The organism is Sunxiuqinia elliptica, from assembly GCF_900113005.1.
GTDB lineage: Bacteria > Bacteroidota > Bacteroidia > Bacteroidales > Prolixibacteraceae > Sunxiuqinia > Sunxiuqinia elliptica.
The window spans coordinates 80,458-100,397 of record NZ_FONW01000005.1; the positions used below are offsets into that span (position 1 = coordinate 80,458).

The 19,940-nt window shown below is 41.2% G+C and carries 15 protein-coding genes; 8 read left to right on the forward strand and 7 right to left on the reverse strand.

Annotation, left to right across the window (positions count from 1 at the left end):
- Positions 1–54: 54 nt before the first annotated feature.
- From BM156_RS11320 to ruvX, 3 genes are all read right to left on the reverse strand, one after another.
- Positions 55–2,028, reverse strand: coding sequence for a ComEC/Rec2 family competence protein (locus tag BM156_RS11320; RefSeq protein ID WP_093919988.1), 1,974 nt, complete (start codon positions 2,026–2,028; stop codon positions 55–57).
- 114 nt (positions 2,029–2,142) lie between these two features.
- On the reverse strand, positions 2,143–2,703 hold the full coding sequence (gene def, locus BM156_RS11325) for a peptide deformylase (RefSeq protein WP_093919989.1): 561 nt from the start codon (positions 2,701–2,703) through the stop codon (positions 2,143–2,145).
- A complete protein-coding gene (ruvX, locus tag BM156_RS11330; RefSeq protein WP_093919990.1) occupies positions 2,700–3,122 on the reverse strand; it encodes a Holliday junction resolvase RuvX in 423 nt (140 codons plus the stop codon). Before ruvX ends, def begins: the two co-directional genes overlap by 4 nt.
- A 224-nt stretch (positions 3,123–3,346) precedes the next feature.
- Between ruvX and BM156_RS20605 the strand changes: the two genes are divergently transcribed.
- The gene (locus BM156_RS20605) at positions 3,347–4,078 is read left to right on the forward strand and encodes a hypothetical protein (RefSeq protein ID WP_139218267.1); all 732 of its coding nucleotides are present in this window, start codon (positions 3,347–3,349) and stop codon (positions 4,076–4,078) included.
- Between the two features lie 73 nt (positions 4,079–4,151).
- Here BM156_RS20605 and BM156_RS11340 read toward each other — a convergent pair whose 3' ends face one another.
- Complete coding sequence (locus tag BM156_RS11340) at positions 4,152–4,685, reverse strand: isochorismatase family protein (RefSeq protein WP_212733496.1); 534 nt, start codon at positions 4,683–4,685, stop codon at positions 4,152–4,154.
- A 27-nt stretch (positions 4,686–4,712) separates the two neighbouring features.
- Positions 4,713–6,134 carry a nicotinate phosphoribosyltransferase gene (locus tag BM156_RS11345; RefSeq protein ID WP_170846943.1) on the reverse strand — a complete coding sequence of 474 codons (1,422 nt, stop codon included), beginning with the start codon at positions 6,132–6,134 and terminating at the stop codon, positions 4,713–4,715.
- 325 nt (positions 6,135–6,459) lie between these two features.
- On the opposite strand from BM156_RS11345, the gene BM156_RS11350 reads away from it, so the two are divergent.
- The gene (locus tag BM156_RS11350) at positions 6,460–6,885 is read left to right on the forward strand and encodes an OsmC family protein (RefSeq protein WP_093919993.1); all 426 of its coding nucleotides are present in this window, start codon (positions 6,460–6,462) and stop codon (positions 6,883–6,885) included.
- Between the two features lie 127 nt (positions 6,886–7,012).
- On the opposite strand, the gene ppdK is transcribed toward BM156_RS11350, so the two are convergent.
- The gene (ppdK, locus tag BM156_RS11355; RefSeq protein WP_093919994.1) at positions 7,013–9,724 is read right to left on the reverse strand and encodes a pyruvate, phosphate dikinase; all 2,712 of its coding nucleotides are present in this window, start codon (positions 9,722–9,724) and stop codon (positions 7,013–7,015) included.
- Positions 9,725–10,542: 818 nt separating this feature from the next.
- Here ppdK and clpB point away from each other — a divergent pair.
- A complete protein-coding gene (gene clpB, locus BM156_RS11360) occupies positions 10,543–13,131 on the forward strand; it encodes an ATP-dependent chaperone ClpB (protein WP_093919995.1) in 2,589 nt (862 codons plus the stop codon).
- A 129-nt stretch (positions 13,132–13,260) separates the two neighbouring features.
- Here the strand turns inward: clpB and BM156_RS11365 are convergent, their stop codons facing one another.
- Complete coding sequence (locus BM156_RS11365) at positions 13,261–13,614, reverse strand: Hpt domain-containing protein (protein WP_093919996.1); 354 nt, start codon at positions 13,612–13,614, stop codon at positions 13,261–13,263.
- Between the two features lie 343 nt (positions 13,615–13,957).
- On the opposite strand from BM156_RS11365, the gene gcvT reads away from it, so the two are divergent.
- The 5 genes from gcvT (at position 13,958) to BM156_RS11395 (ending at position 19,880) form a co-directional block, all read left to right on the forward strand.
- On the forward strand, positions 13,958–15,049 hold the full coding sequence (gene gcvT / locus BM156_RS11370; protein ID WP_093919997.1) for a glycine cleavage system aminomethyltransferase GcvT: 1,092 nt from the start codon (positions 13,958–13,960) through the stop codon (positions 15,047–15,049).
- A gap of 247 nt (positions 15,050–15,296) precedes the next feature.
- Positions 15,297–16,046, forward strand: a complete 750-nt coding sequence (locus BM156_RS11375; protein WP_093919998.1) for a 2-phosphosulfolactate phosphatase — start codon at positions 15,297–15,299, stop codon at positions 16,044–16,046.
- A 276-nt stretch (positions 16,047–16,322) separates the two neighbouring features.
- The gene (gene serC / locus BM156_RS11385) at positions 16,323–17,399 is read left to right on the forward strand and encodes a 3-phosphoserine/phosphohydroxythreonine transaminase (protein ID WP_093920000.1); all 1,077 of its coding nucleotides are present in this window, start codon (positions 16,323–16,325) and stop codon (positions 17,397–17,399) included.
- Positions 17,400–17,551: 152 nt separating this feature from the next.
- Entirely contained in the window at positions 17,552–18,472 is a 921-nt protein-coding gene (locus tag BM156_RS11390; RefSeq protein ID WP_093920001.1) for an NAD(P)-dependent oxidoreductase, read from the forward strand.
- Between the two features lie 157 nt (positions 18,473–18,629).
- Positions 18,630–19,880 (forward strand): DUF1015 domain-containing protein, encoded by a 1,251-nt coding sequence (locus BM156_RS11395; protein WP_093920002.1) that lies wholly within the window; start codon positions 18,630–18,632, stop codon positions 19,878–19,880.
- Positions 19,881–19,940 lie beyond the last annotated feature (60 nt).

Sequence of the window (19,940 nt, forward strand, 5' to 3'; positions counted from 1 at the left end):
CATGCTTTTCGGCTGCTTTGCTTTGCCGAACGAACGCTTCGTTATTGCATGTGATTATAAATCAATGGTAAACGTCTGTTGTCTTCTCCTGTGATAATTATTTAACATTGTTCCTTTTTGCCTGGCTGAATCTAACTTCATGTGTAACAATAAACTCCAATATTTGTGTTCTCCTTTTTCGAGGATATAGTTCTGCATAGGCTGCTTATCTATACGTTCTTTATATTGAAATGTTTGGTTAATGAATACGATTGTACCTTGGTCAATAACCAAATCCGACGTTTGAAAGGAAGCACAGGTGTCTGGATACAAGATGATGGGTTGATTGAGCTGAAGTTCTCGAGTTACAGCTTGAATCGGAGGCTGTTTCCTTGGAGTTTTGGTCAATAGCAGCAGGTAGTTGTTTCGGCCATTAATCAGCTGAATGGCTTGGTGACGAGCATAAATGATACAAGCTCTTTGCTCAAAGAGCTGTTGTTTTTGCCAAAGGCCTGCTATTAGAAAGATCAGGTAGAAACTTAAGGTGGCAAACAAGAAGGCTTTGCGTTTTAGCTTGATGAAAAAGATTAGGCTGACGAGCATGCCTGCAAGGAATGCTAGCTGGGAGTTGCTGATGCTGATGTTTTCAATTAGCGAGTAGGGGAGTTGGTCAATTTGTTTCAGCGCAAAGAGTGTGATTTGGGTAACACCTGATAATGCCCAGGCAATAGCTGATGATAGCATCTCCAAGGGAATACTCAGGAAGAACAGCAAGGTTCCTCCAAGTATGAGATAAGCTGCTGGAAGAACAATAAAATTACTTAGCCAGAAGAAAACCGGGAATTGATGAAAATAATAGATTGATAAAGCAAAGGTGCCTAGTTGTGCTGCAAATGAAACGCAGAATAATTGCCAGGCTTTAGTGAGTAGCTTATTCTTAGGATGAATGAGTCGTTCGAGCCGAGGATAAAAGAAAACAATACTGGTTACAGCAGCATAAGAGAGTTGAAATCCCACTTCAAAAATTAGCCGTGGATTGATTAGTAATAGCAGGAAGGCTGATGCAGCAATGGAGTTGTAAATGGAGCTTGGGCGTCGCATGCTGTTGCCAATCAAAATAAAGGAAAACATTACGGTTGCTCGTTGCACCGAGGGGGAGAATCCGGTTAGTAAGGCATAAGCCCAAAGCAGCGCAGCTATCAATAATACAAAGCAGACTTGTCCTAAGCGCGACCGTTTGAGAAATCCCAAGAGCTGCGATAGAAAAAGAAAGATCATTCCAACATGTAAGCCGGATACCGCTAAAACATGCATGGCTCCTGTTGATGCAAAATACGAACGGGTTTCCGGGGCTAATTCTTTGCGGTAGCCTAGTGTAAGGGCCGAAATTACCTGAACAACTTCTTGATTGTCGATGTGTTCATGAAGCAGGCAGATCAGTTTTCCTCGAAAGACTTCTGCTTGTAATTTTAATGAGAAGGTTTCGAGTGTGGTTAATGGGTAGTAATTTGTTGAAGGAATATACGTGCTGAAAAAGACCTGGCGGTTGGCCATGAATCGACGATAGTTAAATGCAAAGGGCTCTCCGGAGTTTTGAATGCGCTGAAGTTGGCTGTTGATAGCCAGTCGATCTCCTGGTTTTAGTTTGGTTGCAGCATCGGTTTTTTCAAAATAAGCCAGTACTTGTCGATTATGAAGATAGCTTGAGTCTGCTTGTTCAATACGAATGAGACATTGGTATGAATTGGGTTTGGGTGTTGGGGAGTCTAATACTTGGGCAACATACTTGTGTCCTTGATGCTGTTCAGGTAATTGGGTGGTGCGAATCGAAAAAGAAGCGAGAACGACGATGGCTAAAGCAAGGAGGGAGGAAGCGAAGAAATCAAAAGGGGATGCTTTGCTTTTGATTTTTGAAAGAGCCAAAAGCAAAGCAAGCCCGAGTAAGCATACAACAGCTATTCTATGTTCCGGGACGTAAAATCCAAGGAGTAAGCCCAGTAACCAAAAGCTGAGAATCCGGATGAATGGGTTGTTCAGGAAAAAGTTCACAGTTCTTTGTTTTATAACTGCTTACGTTTTTCCTTCGTCACGGTTTACAAAATTCAATTTATTTTGACGAAGCGAACAAAAATCGTGATGAACTCCGGGCGATCTTTTATAAAGCTACTTTTTCCCAGGTAAAACAATCCGGTATGAAGTACGAACTTTTCCCTTGGTGATGGCGGTTAATTTTCCTTTAAGGAGCCTTTTTCGCAGTGGGTTGAGATGATCAATCAGTAGTTTCCCATCCAAGTGATCGTATTCATGCTGAATCACCCGGGCTGCAAAACCACCATACTCTTCGATGTGCTCTTCCAGGTTTTCGTCAAGGTACTTGATTTTGACATGCTCGGGGCGGCTAACATCTTCACGGATTTCTGGTAAGCTAAGACATCCTTCATTCATTACCCATTCGTCTCCTGTTCGTTCAAGTATCTCTGGGTTGATGAATGCTTTTTTGAATCCTTCCAACTCAGGTTCTTCATCGGCTGCCGAACTGGCATCAACAACAAAAACACGAAGTGATTTTCCAATTTGAGGGGCAGCAAGCCCAACACCATCTGAGTGGTACATGGTTTCAAACATGTTTTCAATAAATTCATTAAGCCCTTCAAAATCCTTGTCTATTGGCTGGGCAACTTTGCGCAAAAGAGGATCTCCATATACGGTTATCGGATAAATCATGATCTGTATTTTTGTTGTTCCATGTACGATTGAAGGATAATGGTTGCACTAACGGCATCAATCGTACCTTTATTTTGTCTGTCTTTCTTTTTCAGGCCTGCATCAAGCATGGTCTGAAAGGCCATCTTTGAGGTAAATCTTTCGTCAACTTGCTCAATGGGCATGTCGGGAAACAATTTCTGAAAACGCTTCAAAAATGGGTTGATATACAGAACGGCTTCTGAGGCTTCATTGTTCATTTGAAGCGGATAACCGATAATGACTTTTTCGACATTTTCTTTTTCAAAATAGTCTTTTAGAAAATCTAAAATATCGTGAGTTCTGACTGTCGTGAGTTTGTTGGCGATAAGCTGCAACGGATCAGTAACAGCAAGCCCTACACGTTTTCTTCCGTAATCAATCGCTAGTATTCTACCCATGTTTAAAAGAATTGCTGCAAAATTAATATTCTCAAATCAGAATGAAAGTACAAGTTTGATAAAAAAGCTTTTCTGATCGTTTTGTTAACTTCTTGGTAACTAGTTTTTTCATTTTTTGGCATATCCTTTGCATAGAATCAGTCAACTGATTACCGGTAAATGCAGGCACCAGAGCAAATGAATTATTAACTAAAAAAAAACTGGAAGCCATGAGAAGAAGAAAAATGAGACTGATTGCTACGATGATTACTCTGGCGGCGGTCATGTTAAGCGTAAACGCTGAAGCACAAAGAAGAGAGACTGGCTCGGACAGAGGCCGGACAAATAAGGAAAGTAGACAGTATAGTAGTAAGAAGTATAATAACCAAAGAGCGGATCGTAACAGAAGGAGTTATTCTAATAGTGAGCGGTATTCAGATAGTCGGAAGCAAAACAATGCTTACCGAAACTCTGATAAACGTTATTACAAGAACGACAACAGATATCACAAGAACGATAAGCGGTATTCCAAGAATGACAACCGATATCACAGGAATGAACGTTCTTATCATCACAAAAGAGATGCTCATTGGGATCGACACAAGCATAAGTCGTACTACTACACCAAAAAGTATGGGCATAAACATTATCGCTACGACCGTCGCTATGAATACAATCATCCAAGATACGGGCATGTTTACAAGCGTTTTTATTCGAAGCCGGTAAGGGTTAGGCATCATCACCATGGCGACTTTTATTTCTATGGGGGCCATTATTATAGGCACCATCGCGGAGTAGGCTATGTTAGAGTCGAGTTTCCTAGTCATCTGGTGTTTGATTATTTACCGTTCGAATGTGAGCAAGTTTGGGTAGGGCCTAACGCTTATTATCAGTATGGCGATATGGTTTTTGAGCGTTGCGATCACGGCTTCCGCTTAGCTCCTAAAATTGATATTCATATTTCAACCCATTTCTAATTACATAAAGTTGTTCTAAAAAAGAAAAAGCCATCATGCGAGCATGATGGCTTTTCTGTGTTGTCTTTTTGCATTAAAATGACGGGATTAGTTTCGCTCCGGCTTGCTGCATAGCTGTCCAAGCTTGTTCTTCATCACCTGGTTTGGCTCGAACGCCAGCAACTGCATTCTGAATAACGGTTGTTTTAAATCCAGCCTTAAGGGCATCCAGTACCGTGTTTTTTACACAGTACTCAGTTGTTAAGCCACAAATGTATAGCTCCTTAACCTGCTTTTTTTGTAAGTATTTCTTCAGGTTAAGGCTGGTGGCTTCAAAGGCGGAGTAGCCGTCATCACTATCGCGGGTGCCTTTTTGTACGATTGTTGTGATTTTTTCGTGATTTAATTCTGATGGAAAATCAGCCCCAGCACTGTTGGCAACACAATGAACTGGCCATTGCTCAAAATGTACGGTCTTTTCCGGGTGCCAGTCTTTGGAGGCGACAACTAGTTCGAATTGATTTAGTAGTTGGTTAACAACGGGAATAATTTGATTTCCGTAGGGGGCTGGCAGAGCTCCTCCAGGAAGAAAATCATTTTGTAGATCGACAATAAGAAGCGCTTTCATGATTCCAAATTTTGTCGGTTAATCGAATTAAAATAAGTCTTTCTTCAAATATTGTTTCGCTAAGTCATTGCGGTTTTGCTGAAGCTTCTCGCTGATTCCTACCTTATAAACGTGTGGATTTAAAAATCGTTTATGTTCTTCAGTGAGTTGCTTAAGTCGCTTTTGAGTGTATTGAGCCACTTCTGCAGGAGTTTGTTTGCTCAGGATGTTTTTCCCATCATGCATGGCTTCTTGAATCAGCGATTCTTTGGTGTATTTTGAGATCTCTTTTTGCTTGTGCGGATCAGTCGGGTGATGAATAAATTCGTAGTCAGGTTCATCAGCGAACGAAATTCCATCGGCACCAAATAGGCCGTCCTGGTCGACAAACCGGTGGATGGCTTTAATGCCGGGCAAAGTCATTTTAGCAATATTTTCTGACACTTTGATAGAAGGAGTCCCGTCGAAATGAGCGAGTTTGTAAACGCCGTCCAAAGCCGCATCCTCTTTTCCTGCAGCTAAAGAAGTGCCGACTCCAAAAATGTCAATCGGTGCCCCTTGAGATAGCAAACTTTGAATAATAATCTCATCCAATTGGTTGGATGCAACAATCTTCACATGTTGCAGGCCGGCGTCGTCAAGCAAGCGACGTGCTTTTTTACTTAAATAGGTTAAGTCTCCGCTGTCAAGCCTGACGGCAGCCAACTCATGCCCTTGTTGGTGCAGTTCGCGAGCTACAGTAATGGCATTCGGAATACCGCTTTTTAGGGTATCGTAGGTATCTACCAAAAGCGTGCACTCATCTGGGTAGTGTTTGGCATACGTTCTAAAAGCTTCCAGCTCATCGTCAAAACTCTGAATCCAGGAATGTGCCATGGTGCCACTGCTTTCCAAGTCAAAATAATAGGCACTGAATACATTCGAAGTGCTGTTAAATCCTCCGCTTACAGCTGCTTTACTGGCATGGACACCACCAAGTCCTTGGGCACGCCGAAGCCCAAATTCCATCAAAATACGGTCGCCGGCTGCCAGACGTATTCGGCTGGCTTTTGTCGCTATTAGCGATTCGAAATTGAGGACATTCAACAAAAGGGTCTCAATCAATTGGGTTTCCAGAATAGTCCCTTCTACTCTTAATGTAGGTTCATAAGGAAAAACCAATTCTCCTTCCCGAACAGCATGAATGTTTCCCTGAAAGCGGAATGTTCTTAGGTAATCAACAAACGAGGACTGAAATCCAATGGATAACAGATAGTCACAATCTTCAGGAGAAAAATGAAAGGCTTCAATCATTTCCAGTAGCGAACTAAGCCCTGAAAAAACAACATAGCTCCCTTTGTAGGGATTCTTTCTGAAGAAATAATCGAAACTAGCCCGTTTCAAGTGGCGGTTGCTTAAAAAATAGCCCTGAGCCATCGTTAACTCGTAGTGGTCAGTATAAAGGCCAATATTGTTTTGTATAGGTAACATAGGAATAAAATTTACGGGGTGACCGTTAAAATCAAAAACGTTGCAAATTACATATAAAAATACGGATGAGGTAACAGAACAGTTCGAAAGATCTTTTGTGAAATGAATTGAGGTGGTGATTTGTGGATTTCTTGCCTCATTGGGTGGGGAATTGGAAAGGAAAATGATTCGATATAAATAGAGCTTTTTTTTGAGGTGAAATCTTTTTATGTTGATTGTCAGTATTTTGTTTGCTATTTTTACTCTGGGCCGTTTGTTCGGCATTGTCCTTGTAATCTGAGAAGAGACTATAGACTTGGAATTAGTAACTTAAAACAATAATCGAATGAAAACGAATCAAGCACATGCTTTTTGGAAAGGTAATTTGAAAGATGGAAACGGTAGAATGCAGTTTGAAAATAGCGATACAGAATTCCCGTTTAGTTTTAAATCCAGGTTTGAAGAAGGTGTTGGTGCAAATCCCGAAATGCTGATTGGATCAGCACATGCAGGATGTTTTTCCATGGCTTTTTCAAATATTTTGGCCGAAGAAGGGTATGAACCGGTTGAGGTTGCAACGAAAGCTAAGATTAAATTGGAAGTAGTTGATGGAGCTCCTACGATTACGACCAGTCACCTGGACGTGGTGGCGGAGGTTCCTAACATTGAAGAGAATGTTTTTCAGGAATTGGCAACCAAAGCCAAGGAGAATTGTCCCGTTTCACGAGCTTTAGGAAGTATTCATATTACCATGGAAGCTAAGCTTCGTTAGCCACAGGATTTGTTGCTTCAAAATTGGGATTGATTATTTATCCTGATATTTCATAATAGACCAGAAAAAAAGAGCCGTTTCAACTTGTGCTGAAACGGCTCTTGTGTGTTTGTACTTTTAGAGTTCTTTAGTTACGATGTTTAATGTTAGCTAGGGCTGCTGCAACGCGCGCAATAGGAACGCGGTATGGAGAACAGCTAACGTAATCCAGGTCAACACTGTCGCAGAATTCAACAGAACTTGGTTCACCACCATGCTCGCCGCAAATACCAACCTTCAAATTAGGTTTCGCGGAGCGTCCTTTTTCAACACCAATTTTTACCAGTTGTCCAACACCGTTACGGTCCAGAACCTGGAATGGGTCTTGTTTCAGGATACCATTTTCCAGGTATACCGGAAGGAATTTTCCGGCATCATCACGAGAATAACCCAAGGTCATCTGAGTTAAGTCGTTGGTCCCGAATGAGAAGAAGTCAGCTTCTGCAGCAACATGATCAGCCGTCAATGCTGCACGAGGAATTTCAATCATTGTACCAACGAGGTAGTCAATGCGATCTCCTTTTTCTTCAAAGACTTTTTCAGCAGTCGAGCGAATGATTTTAGCTTGATTTCTAAGTTCTGCTACGGTACCTACCAATGGAACCATAATTTCAGGTCGAGCATCAACACCCTTAGCTTTCAGGTTCAGAGCTGCTTCAATGATTGCACGAGCTTGCATGGCTGTAATTTCAGGATAAGTAATTCCTAAACGACAACCACGGTGTCCGAGCATTGGGTTGAATTCTTCCAAATCAGCAATTTTCGATTTTACAGCATCGATAGAAATGCCCATTTCTTTGGCCAATTCTTTTTGTGTTGCTTGTTGGTGAGGAACAAATTCGTGCAAAGGTGGATCCAGCAGACGAACGGTGACACCATAGCCGGCCATCGCTTCAAAAATCCCTTCAAAATCTTCACGCTGGTATGGAAGTAATTTGGCTAGTGCTTTTTCACGTCCTTCCAGAGTTGATGATAAAATCATTTCGCGCATGGCTTTAATCCGGTTACCTTCGAAGAACATGTGTTCTGTACGGCAAAGACCAATACCTTGTGCTCCAAAGTCACGGGCAACTTTAGCATCGTGTGGAGTATCAGCGTTGGTGCGCACAGTCATACGTGCAAACTTATCTGACAGGTCCATGACTTTTCCAAAATCACCACCTAAGTCAGGATTCATTGTTTGTACTTTGCCTTCGTAAACTTGTCCGGTTGTTCCGTTCAGTGAAATCCAGTCTCCTTCTTTGAATTGTTGCCCGTCAACGTTCATGACGCGGGCTTTGTAGTCAATTTTTACAGCGCCTGCACCTGATACACAGCATTTACCCATACCACGAGCAACAACCGCAGCGTGAGAGGTCATTCCTCCGCGCGCCGTTAGAATACCACGAGCAAGGTTCATTCCCTCTAAGTCTTCAGGAGACGTTTCGATACGAACCAGAATCGAGTTTTCGTATTTTGATGCCTCATCAGCAAAGAATACAACCTGGCCTGTTGCTGCTCCCGGAGATGCTGGTAATCCTTTTGCCAGTACTTTGGCGTCTTGTAAAGCAGCTGTGTCAAAAACCGGGTGAAGAAGTTCATCCAATTTCGCTGGCTCAATGCGAGAAAGAGCTGTTTTCTCGTCAATCATTTCTTGTTCTAGCATGTCAACTGCAATTTTCACCATCGCTGCTCCGGTACGTTTCCCGTTACGGGTTTGCAGTAACCACAATTTGCCATCCTGAATGGTGAATTCCAGGTCTTGCATGTCTTTGTAGTGGTTTTCCAGTTTCTCCTGGATGGCCATCAATTCTTTGAAGATTTCAGGCATTGTTTCTTCCAAAGAAGGGTACTCAGCTTTGCGAACTTCTTCTGTTACTTCAGCTAGTTCAGCCCAGCGCTTACTTCCTTCCAAGGTAATTTGCTGAGGTGTGCGCGTTCCTGCAACAACATCTTCACCTTGAGCATTGATCAGGTATTCTCCATTGAAAATGTCTTCTCCTGTAGCTGCATCACGGGTGAAAGCTACACCTGTGGCTGAGGTATCTCCCATATTTCCGTATACCATTGCCTGAACGTTAACGGCAGTACCCCATTCAGCTGGAATGTTGTTCAGCTTACGGTAGTAGATCGCACGCTCGTTCATCCAGCTATCGAATACCGCAGAAACAGCACCCCAAAGTTGTTCCCATGGATCATCGGGGAAGCTCTTGCCTGTTACTTTAAGTACTGCTTCTTTAAAGCGGATAACCAATAATTTCAGGTCTTCCGTTGTGAATTGTGTATCCAATTCAATTCCTTTTTCTTCCTTCAGGTTTTCCATGATGGCCTCAAAAGGATCAATGTCTTCTTTGCTCTCTGGTTTCATTCCCAGTACAACATCACCATACATTTGAACAAAACGACGATAAGAGTCCCAAGCGAAACGTTCGTTGCCTGATTTTTTTGCAATACCTTGAACGGCCAGGTCGTTTAGCCCCAGATTCAATACCGTGTCCATCATTCCAGGCATTGATACCCGTGCGCCGGAACGAACAGAAACAAGACAAGGGTTGTCTTTATCTCCAAATGTTGTGTTGGTTAATTCTTCAATAAGAGCAACAGCTGCTTCAACTTCTTCTTTGATTGCTGAAACTGCTGCGTCATGGCCCTGTTGCGTATAGATGGTACAAACTTCTGTAGTAATTGAAAACCCGGGAGGAACAGGAACTCCGATCAGGTTCATTTCAGCGAGGTTAGCGCCTTTTCCACCAATGAGGTTTTTCATATCGGCTTTGCCTTCAGCCTTACCATCACCAAATGTATAAACATACTTTGCCATAAAGCGTTTTTTGAGGGTTAGTTAAAATATAATATTCAGTTAATGTTAATCACGTTATTTGGACTCGTTAAAATTGAAAAAATGAATCCTAAAAAACAACCAAAAGCTCTGTTTTTTAGCCACTTTATGAAAATGTGGGTGATTGTTGTTGAATTGTTTCTGGCGAAAGATTGCAAATTTAATAAATCCAATAATATTTCTTGTTGTTTTACTTAAAATAAATGCTACAAAAGCAAGCTTGGACGAATCTGCATTTTTTTCACTTACAATGGACAAGTAAAACAACTAAAAGTTCATCAAAAGTGAGGGAATAATTAATAGGAGCATAATTTGATTGGATTTAATGGTAGAAAGAATAGGGAAACGAAAAGAAAATGCACTATTTCTGGCGTTTTTTGTGGCAAATCGTAATTAGAAGTAATGAATTGAAGCAATAGTGAGTTGAATTCTTAACATTTATTAACGTTGCTTGTAGGTTCTTAACTATAATTCCCGGTACTTTTGTATTGTAAGTTTTTCAAATAGATAAGTAATTTTTTTCATAGAGATAGGTTTGGTTAAGTTATAAAAAAGGATGGTCCCAGCCATCCTTTTTTTATTGGCCTGTTTTGAGGCCAGAAAATTTGATGTGAATGCCTGCTTCGGGACGGAGGATTTCTCGGTTATCTGTCAAAACTACTTTCCGTTTTCTTCTTTTCAGAAAAAATTTCCTATTTTCTTTGTGTGACTAGGACAAAATGTCTGTATCCGGTTGGTGTTTAGGGCTTGGCTGACTTTTTGGTTTATTGGGATAGTCATGAAAATAAAAGGAGGAAACCATGAATTTTAACAACTTTACAATTAAATCTCAGGAAGCTTTGCAGCATGCGTTTGAAGTGGCGCAAGCTAATCAACAGCAGTCTATCGAAACAGGACATGTGTTGAAAGGGTTACTGCATGCCGCGGAGAATGTTACCGGTTTTCTTTTGAAAAAGATGGGAGTGAATACCGGTATCTTTCAGCAAGCTTTGGAGAAAATCATTGCTTCATATCCTAAAGTTAGTGGAGGAGAACAATACTTATCCGGAAATACAAATAAGGCTTTGCAAAAGTCTGTTGACATCTCTCGAAAAATGGGCGATGAGTTTGTTTCGGTAGAGCATATTTTAATGGCTTTATTGGAAACAGGAGATACAATCTCGAACTTGCTTAAAGATAGTGGCGTTGGACGAAAAGAACTGAATGCAGCTGTTGAGGAGTTGAGAAAAGGAGCTAAGGTGCAGAGTCAAACCGCCGAAGATCAGTTTAATTCGCTGAGCCGTTTTGCTGTTAACTTGAATGAAATGGCTCGAAATGGCAAGCTTGACCCGGTGATTGGTCGGGATGATGAAATCCGACGGTTGCTGCAGATTCTTTCTCGCCGGACAAAAAATAATCCGGTGTTGATTGGAGAGCCGGGAACAGGGAAAACGGCTATTGCAGAAGGATTAGCTCATCGGATTGTGCGGGGCGATGTCCCCGAAAATCTAAAATCAAAGCAACTATTCTCGTTGGATATGGGCGCTTTGGTTGCTGGGGCAAAATACAAGGGTGAGTTTGAAGAACGCCTAAAAGCGGTTGTCAACGAAGTAGTTAAGTCTGATGGTGAGGTCATTTTGTTTATCGATGAGATTCATACCTTGGTCGGTGCAGGAAAAGGGGAAGGAGCAATGGATGCTGCTAATATTTTAAAGCCTGCATTAGCTCGGGGCGAGTTGCGTGCGATAGGAGCCACAACTTTGAATGAATACCAAAAGTACTTTGAGAAGGATAAAGCATTGGAGCGCCGTTTTCAGATTGTTATGGTCAACGAACCGGATGCCTTGAGTGCGATTTCGATTCTGAGAGGATTGAAAGAACGCTACGAAGGACACCATAAAGTACGGATTAAGGACAATGCAATCATTGCTGCGGTAGAGCTTTCACAGCGGTATATTTCAGATCGTTTTTTGCCGGATAAGGCTATCGATTTGATGGATGAAGCGGCTGCCAAGTTGCGTTTGGAAATGGACTCTGTTCCAGAGGAGTTGGATGAAATTGAACGTCGGATTAAGCAGCTTGAAATTGAGCGTGAGGCAATCAAGCGGGAGAAAGATGAAAGCAAGCTGGCGTCGTTGCATGAAGAAATTGCCAACTTGAAGGAAGAACAATCGCGCTATCGGGCTCAATGGGAAATGGAGAAATCCTTGATTGATCAAATTCAGCAGAATAAAACTAATATTGAAAGCTTTAAGTTTGAAGCGGAGCAAGCTGAGCGTTCCGGAGATTATGGAACGGTTGCCGAGATTCGGTATGGAAAAATAAAGGAAGCGGAGGAGGAAATTGTTCGTTTGCAGGCTGAACTGCAACAAATTCAAGGCGATTCTTTAATAAAAGAAGAAGTTGATGCTGAGGATATTGCTGATGTGGTTGCTCGATGGACCGGAATTCCGGTATCGAAAATGCTGCAAAGTGAGCGCGAAAAGCTGTTGCACCTGGAAGAGGAGTTGCACAAGCGCGTTGTTGGGCAGCAGGAAGCAATTCGCGCTGTTGCCGATGCCGTGCGGCGAAGCCGGGCTGGTTTGCAGGATGAGAAAAGGCCAATTGGATCCTTCATCTTTTTGGGGACAACCGGAGTTGGAAAAACGGAGTTGGCAAAAGCTTTGGCCGAATACCTGTTTGACGATGAAAATATGATCACTCGTATCGATATGTCGGAGTATCAGGAAAAATTTTCAGTGACTCGCTTGATCGGTTCTCCTCCAGGGTATGTTGGTTACGATGAGGGCGGTCAGCTGTCTGAGGCCGTGAGGCGGAAACCTTATTCTGTTGTGCTTTTTGATGAGATTGAGAAAGCGCATCCTGATGTATTTAACGTCTTGCTGCAGGTGTTGGATGATGGCCGTTTAACAGATAATAAAGGGCGTTTGGTGAATTTCAAAAACACCCTGATCATTATGACTTCAAACTTGGGCTCTCAGATAATCCAAGAAGGATATGAGCGAATGAATGACTCAAATAAAGGAGCGGTGTATGAAGAAACACGTCAGGCGATTTTTAATTTGTTGCGGAAGACGATTCGTCCGGAGTTTTTGAACCGAATTGATGAGACAATCATGTTTACCCCCTTGTCTCGGGAGGATATTCGTGAGATTGTCCGGATTCAGTTTAGCCGGATAATTAAGCGGTTAGGAAATCAGGATTTGAAGATTGAAATTAGTGATGAAGCTGTTAACTGGCTCGCTGTTGTTGGTTACGATCCGCAGTATGGAGCACGTCCGGTTAACCGTTTGTTGCAAAAGTATATTTTGAATGACTTGTCGAAAAAGATATTGGCAGGTGAAGTTGATGTTAATCACACCATCAAAATTGAACTTGAAGATGATGAGTTACAATTCAAAAGCGAATAAAAAAGAGGCAGGATTTCCTGCCTCTTTTTTATATCGTGTACTAATTTTTACTGTGTTGAAGGTTGTTTGGTTTTAATCATCTAAAATGATGGAATAGTAACCTGGCTTTATTGAAAAGCTAGCGAGCGGTTATAAGGTCTCTAAAACTTCTTGTAGCTCTTTTTCTGCATGAGCTATTACCTCGTCAAATTCTTTTAGAAAGTCGGGATAGGTTTCAATTGCTTCCAGCTTTTGCGTCTTCAATTGCAGATCTTTTAGTTTCCATCCCAGATCCTCCATTCCAAAAGTCATAACCGAAGATTTGGCTTTATGTGCTAGTTCTCCCAATTCCTTATATCTTTTGTTTTCTAAATGGTCGTGCAACCCATTTTTAAATTCGGGTAACTGGTCGAAAAACATGAGAATGAATTCTTTCAGAATTTCATCTTCGTCACCGGTGATTTCCTTGAGGTAGTCTAAGTTGGTGTAATTTTTTTCAGGCATGCGTTTGAAAATATGTTTTAACATACAATAATAGCTAAAATTCGAATACAATGCCAACGCAGCCAAGCAGATAATATTTTAACTTTGCGATGATATTTTTCATGATTTAAAGATTTTGGAAGTCTTACTTTTGATGTCCCAATGAAAATTTTGTGAGACACTTGAAGGGAAATATTTCCTCTTTTTTTATGAAATTTTTTTGACAGAGAAAGTTGAAAATGTTTAATTTGACGTGCCAATACTGAGTCGATAATAACTTAGTTCTTGGTATTTCTTAGGAACTGTTGAATCGAGCATAGTGCCATTTTATGGGTAGTATGCCGGAAAATTAAATTTTAAACGAATGAAAAAAACTGCATTCAATCAACTACATAAAGATGCTGGTGGTAAAATGGTCGAATTTGCTGGATACGAAATGCCAGTTGAATTCAACGGAATTAAAGAAGAGCACTTAACGGTACGTAATGCTGTAGGTGTTTTTGATGTGTCTCACATGGGCGAATTTTGGGTGAAAGGGCCTAATGCAGCCAAATTGGTGCAAAAACTGACGACCAATGATATCTCGAAACTGCGAATGGGGCAGGCTCAATACACTTGTTTCCCGAACGGAAAAGGTGGTATTGTTGATGATTTTTTGGTTTATTATTATGAGCCCAATAAATACATGTTGGTTGTTAATGCTGCCAATATTGAAAAAGACTGGAATTGGGTTGTTTCTCAAAACGATGTTGGTGCAGAGCTTGAAAATGCTTCAGACGAAATTAGTCAGCTGGCTATTCAGGGACCAAAAGCAACTGAGGTTTTGCAAAAACTGACAAAGGTTGATTTAGCAGACGTTCCATTTTATACGTTTGTTACTGATAAGTTTGCTGGGGTAGACGATGTCATTATTTCTGCTACTGGCTATACCGGATCCGGTGGTTTTGAGTTGTATTTTCACAACAAAGATGCGGAACAAATTTATAAAGCGATATTTGAAGCTGGCGAAGAATTTGGAATTAAGCCAATTGGATTAGGCGCTCGCGACACCTTGCGCTTGGAGATGGGATTCTGTTTGTACGGAAACGATATCGACGATACAACAAGTCCGATTGCTGCTGGCTTGGGCTGGATTACCAAGTTTAACGATGATAATGAATTCATTGATAAAGAGTTGCTTCAGGTTCAGAAGCTCGAAGGAGTGAGCAGTAAGCTGCGTGGCTTTGAAATGATTGATCGCGGAATTCCTCGCCATGGTTATGAGTTAGCTGATAGCGAAGGACAAGTTATTGGACACGTAACGTCAGGCACACAATCTCCAATGTTGAACAAAGGAATTGGAATGGGATACGTAGCCAAGGAGTATTCTGCTTTTGGAACAGAAATATTTGTGAAGGTTCGCAATAAATTATTAAAAGCAAAGGTGGTAAAAGTACCTTTCGTAAGTCTTCAATAAGGGGGTTGACTTACAACTTTTCTAATCTGAGAGCCTGCTGAATTCAGCAGGCTTTTTTTGGGCAATAAATCTGTGAAGAGGCAGAAAAGAAACAATACTTTGCTTTCTGTGTTGTTTTGTAGCATCGTGCTTGTTGTCATTCTTAAAAATTAACAATTTGAATAAAATACAGGAAATCTCGTATTCATTTCTGTCTTATTCTTTCCAGAAACTTATCTTTGCGTCGTTTGAACCTTGAACATAAAAGATGAATCACAAAAAACGTCGACTTGAAGTTTGCCTTTCTCCGGCAATTTATGAGAAACATGCCAATGATGAGAATATTGTTGTTGTTATTGATGTTTTAAGAGCAACTTCCTCGATTTGTAATGCTTTTGCTAATGGCGTGAAGCGGATTATTCCGGTAGCTACTGTTGAGGAAGCCCGGCAAAAAAAGGAAGACGGTTATACGGTTGCCTCTGAGCGTGATGGCTATGTGCTTGATTTTGCTGATTTTGGGAATTCTCCATTCAATTTTAGTGCTGATAAAGTAAAAGGAAAAGAGATTGTCTATTCAACCACCAATGGAACTCGTTGTATTCATATGGCCAGTCATTCTCGAGAAGTGCTGATTGGTTCCTTTCTAAATTTATCGGCATTGGCAAACTACCTCTTGAAGCAAGACGCGCCGGTACTCATTTTTTGTGCTTCCTGGAAAGATCGATTTAGCTTGGAAGATACTGTCTGCGCAGGTGCCTTGGCCGAGCGTTTATTGGCTTCTGGTCAATTTGAGAGCATTTGTGATGCGGTAACGGCCTCGGTCGATTTGTGGTCGCTGGCGAAAGATGATTTGTTTGGGTACATTCAAAAGGCGGCCCAAAAGGATCGTTTAGCATCGAAAGGTTTAGATGATTGCATCGCCTTTTGTCATGAGCCGGATCAAATGGACTTGGTCCCCTATTTTGATGATGGGAGCTTGCTAGCAAAGGTCTCTACTCCTTGCGAAGTCAACGAGTAGCGTGTTTTGGTACACTGGCGAAATAGTGCTGGGTGATTGAGGAGTGGTTCGAAGAAGAAGGGAAAGCAGCACCACCGGCTGTTTTTAGTATAGGAAAAATAAGTTACTTTTTTATGATTTCTGTCAAAACGGATGAGATGATTGGTAATGTTTTACAACTTATTCAAGAAGAGAACAGACTGATTTTTCTCAGATATCAGCCTTTCATTTTTCCTTTATTTTGATTGAATATATAACTTTAGCAAAAAATAAATTTAACCCTTAATATTAAATAAAATGAAGAAGCATAATTTTTCAGCTGGACCTTCAATTTTACCACAATTTACCATCGAAAAGACAGCTGAAGGCATTAAAGATTTTGCCGGCTCTGGTCTTTCTGTTATGGAAGTTTCGCATCGTGGAAAAGATTTTGTCGCTGTAATGGACGAAGCTCAGGCTTTGTTTCGTGAATTACTGAATATTCCTGAAGATTACTCGGTACTATTTCTGGGGGGCGGTGCTTCGTTGCAATTCTGCATGATTCCGTACAACCTAATGAGTAAGAAAGCGGCTTACCTGAATACTGGTGCGTGGTCAGCAAAAGCAATCAAAGAAGCTAAATTCTTTGGTGAAGTTGTTGAAGTTGCTTCTTCGAAGGATACCGTTTACAATTATATCCCAAAAGATTTTGAAGTTCCTGCTGATGCAGATTATTTCCACTTTACTTCAAACAACACCATTTACGGAACCCAAATTCGTAAAGATTTTGATTTAGATATCCCTGTTGTTTGTGATATGTCGTCAGATATTTTTTCTCGTAAAATTGATGTTTCTAAATACGGAATCATTTACGGTGGAGCTCAAAAGAACTTGGCGCCTGCTGGTGTTGCTTTTGTTATCATTAAAAATGACTTGGTCGGAAAAGTTGACCGTGCCATTCCAACCATGTTGAACTACCAAACACATATCGACGGCGGTTCCATGTTCAACACACCTCCTGTTGTGCCAATCTTTGCCGCTTTGCAAACCTTGAAATGGTTGAAAGCAAATGGTGGTATTGAAGCTATGGAGAAAATCAATGAAGAGAAAGCAGCTTTGCTTTATGATGAGATTGACCGGAATCCTGTATTTAAAGGTACTGTCTTGAATAAAGAAGATCGCTCATTGATGAATGTTTGCTTCATTATGAATGATGGTTATGAAGCGTTGGAAAAAGAATTCCTGGAGTTTGCAACAGGAAAAGGTATGTCAGCAATTAAGGGACACCGCTCGGTTGGTGGTTTCCGTGCATCGATTTACAATGCCATGCCAAAATCAAGTATTCAAGCCCTGATCGATTGTATGCAGGAGTTTGAGAAAAAACATGCAAAATAGTTCTTTTAGATAGGAAGGTGGATCTTAAAAGAATTCACCTTTCGCTTTTTTTAAGTCATTAAAGCATGAGGAACGGCTAAAGTAACCTGAGGAAGGTTACTTCGATTTGGCTTGCAATGACATTTTATTTTAACCTAAAAAACTTGAATAAAATGACTAAAGTATTAATTGCAACCGAAAAACCGTTTGCCCCGGCCGCGGTTGCTCAAATGAGTAAAATCTGCGAAGACGCGGGCTATCAGGTTCAACTGTTAGAAAAGTATACTGAAAAAGAAGCCTTGCTGGAAGCTGTTGGCGATGCCCATGCTTTAATTGTACGAAGTGATAAAGTCGACCAACAGGTACTCGAAGCTGGTCGGGAGTTGAAAATTGTTGTGCGGGCTGGTGCTGGTTACGACAATGTAGATACTGCTTATGCGAAAGAGAAAGGCATTTGCGTGATGAATACTCCCGGACAAAATTCAAATGCAGTAGCCGAACTGGCTATTGGATTGGCAATATTTGCTATTCGTAATTTCTTTAACGGAACATCTGGTGGCGAGTTGCGTGGCCGCGTCTTGGGCCTACATGGCTATGGGTACGTAGCGCGTAATGTGCATCGAATTGCGCGAGGCTTAGGAATGACAGTTAAGGTATATACTCGCTACAGTAAGGCACAAGCTACTTCTGAAGGTCTGGAAGTAACCAATTCTTTAGAAGAACTGTATGCGGTTTCTGATGTGGTTTCAATTCATGTTCCTGCTCGTGGCGAACACATCAAGTCAGTAAGTATGGATGTGTTAAAGCACCTTAAAAAAGGAGCCGTTTTGGTGAATACAGCCCGTAAAGAAGTGGTTAATGAAGAAGAACTTTGCCAATTTATGACTGAGCGTGCTGATATTAAATATGTATCAGATATTGCTCCGGATTGTACTGATCGCTTTAAGCAAGAGTTTGAAGGTCGTTATTACTTCACACCCAAAAAGATTGGAGCTCAAACAGCTGAAGCAAACCTGAATGCCGGGGTTGCTGCTACCGAGCAAATTGTTGGTTTCCTCGAAAAAGGAGATGCAACGTTTCAGGTGAATAGCTAATTGAGTGAGTTGGGTTTTTAAGGCAGGGCAAAGTCGAACTCTTTTGCCTTGTCTTCGTTACTTTATTTTCAACTTGATTTTAGGTTGAGTGTATTTTTGAATGTTGTTGGTGACTTTATTGTCCCCCAGTATTCTCTTCATTTTAAATTGATTAAAAATGGCTAAAATAAAACCCTTTAAAGGCTTGCGTCCACCGAAAGACATTGTTGAGAGTTTGGCTTGTTTGCCTTATGATGTGATGAACTCGGAAGAGGCTGCTCGCATGGCTGAAGGAAAAGAAAATTCCTTGTTGCACATTACTCGTGCCGAAATTGACTGTCCTGCAGGGATTGATATTCACTCAGAGGAAGTGTATAATAAATCTGTTGAGAATTTTAATCGTTTCCAGGAAAAAGGATGGTTAAAACAGGATAATGCTGACAAGTATTACATCTATGCTCAAACAATGAATGGACGTACACAGTACGGAATTGTTGGAGCTGCGTCTTGTGAAGATTATCACACAGGCGTGATCAAGAAGCATGAGTTAACTCGCCCGGATAAAGAAGAAGATCGGATGGTGTTGACCCGTTATTTGAATGCCAATATCGAACCTGTTTTCTTTTCTTACAAAGCAGTTCCTGAGATTGACCAGATTGTAAGTTCAATCGTGGATAATCAAGAGCCTGAATATAGCTTTGTGGCTGAAGATGGCTTTGGACACCAGTTTTGGCCAATCAACGAGGCAGGTGTAAACCAGCAGATTGAAGAGTTGTTTGCAACAAAAGTAGAAGCCACTTACGTTGCTGACGGACACCATCGTACTGCCGCAGCCGCTCGTATCGGCGTGGAGAAGAAAGCTCAGAACCCAAATCATACCGGAGAAGAGTCTTACAACTACTTTATGGCGGTTCACTTTCCGGATAATCAGTTGCAAATTATCGACTATAACCGAGTGGTGAAAGATCTGAATGGTTTGAGTAAAGACGATTTGCTGGCTCGTTTGAGTGACGGTTTTGAAGTGGATAAGATGGGAGCTGAAATTTATAAGCCTTCCAGCCTACACGAAATGAGCATGTATTTGGATGGAGCATGGTACAAGCTTGTGGCTAAAAAAGGAACTTATAATGACAATGACCCGATTGGTGTGTTGGATGTGACGATTTTGTCAAGCCAAGTGCTTGAGCCAATCCTGGATATTCAAGACTTACGTACTTCTACCCGAATTGATTTTGTCGGTGGAATACGTGGTTTGGGAGAATTGCAAAAACGGGTTGATCAAGGTGAAATGAAAGTTGCTTTTGCCTTGTATCCAGTTTCGATGCAACAATTGATTGATATCGCAGATAGCGGTAATATCATGCCTCCAAAAACAACTTGGTTTGAGCCTAAATTGCGCTCTGGATTGGTTATCCATAAGTTGGATTAAAACTTTTTTGAAAAAAATTGGATAAAGAAAAGGCCTGAGAATTTCTCAGGCCTTTTTCGT

Coding starts and splice junctions, on each gene's coding strand:
- def (WP_093919989.1), bottom strand. CDS start 2,703: ATGATTTATCCGATAACCGTATATGGAGATCCTCTTTTGCGCAAAGTT.
- ruvX (WP_093919990.1), bottom strand. CDS start 3,122: ATGGGTAGAATACTAGCGATTGATTACGGAAGAAAACGTGTAGGGCTT.
- BM156_RS20605 (WP_139218267.1), top strand. CDS start 3,347: ATGAGACTGATTGCTACGATGATTACTCTGGCGGCGGTCATGTTAAGC.
- BM156_RS11340 (WP_212733496.1), bottom strand. CDS start 4,685: ATGAAAGCGCTTCTTATTGTCGATCTACAAAATGATTTTCTTCCTGGA.
- BM156_RS11345 (WP_170846943.1), bottom strand. CDS start 6,134: ATGTTACCTATACAAAACAATATTGGCCTTTATACTGACCACTACGAG.
- BM156_RS11350 (WP_093919993.1), top strand. CDS start 6,460: ATGAAAACGAATCAAGCACATGCTTTTTGGAAAGGTAATTTGAAAGAT.
- ppdK (WP_093919994.1), bottom strand. CDS start 9,724: ATGGCAAAGTATGTTTATACATTTGGTGATGGTAAGGCTGAAGGCAAA.
- clpB (WP_093919995.1), top strand. CDS start 10,543: ATGAATTTTAACAACTTTACAATTAAATCTCAGGAAGCTTTGCAGCAT.
- BM156_RS11365 (WP_093919996.1), bottom strand. CDS start 13,614: ATGCCTGAAAAAAATTACACCAACTTAGACTACCTCAAGGAAATCACC.
- gcvT (WP_093919997.1), top strand. CDS start 13,958: ATGAAAAAAACTGCATTCAATCAACTACATAAAGATGCTGGTGGTAAA.
- BM156_RS11375 (WP_093919998.1), top strand. CDS start 15,297: ATGAATCACAAAAAACGTCGACTTGAAGTTTGCCTTTCTCCGGCAATT.
- serC (WP_093920000.1), top strand. CDS start 16,323: ATGAAGAAGCATAATTTTTCAGCTGGACCTTCAATTTTACCACAATTT.
- BM156_RS11390 (WP_093920001.1), top strand. CDS start 17,552: ATGACTAAAGTATTAATTGCAACCGAAAAACCGTTTGCCCCGGCCGCG.
- BM156_RS11395 (WP_093920002.1), top strand. CDS start 18,630: ATGGCTAAAATAAAACCCTTTAAAGGCTTGCGTCCACCGAAAGACATT.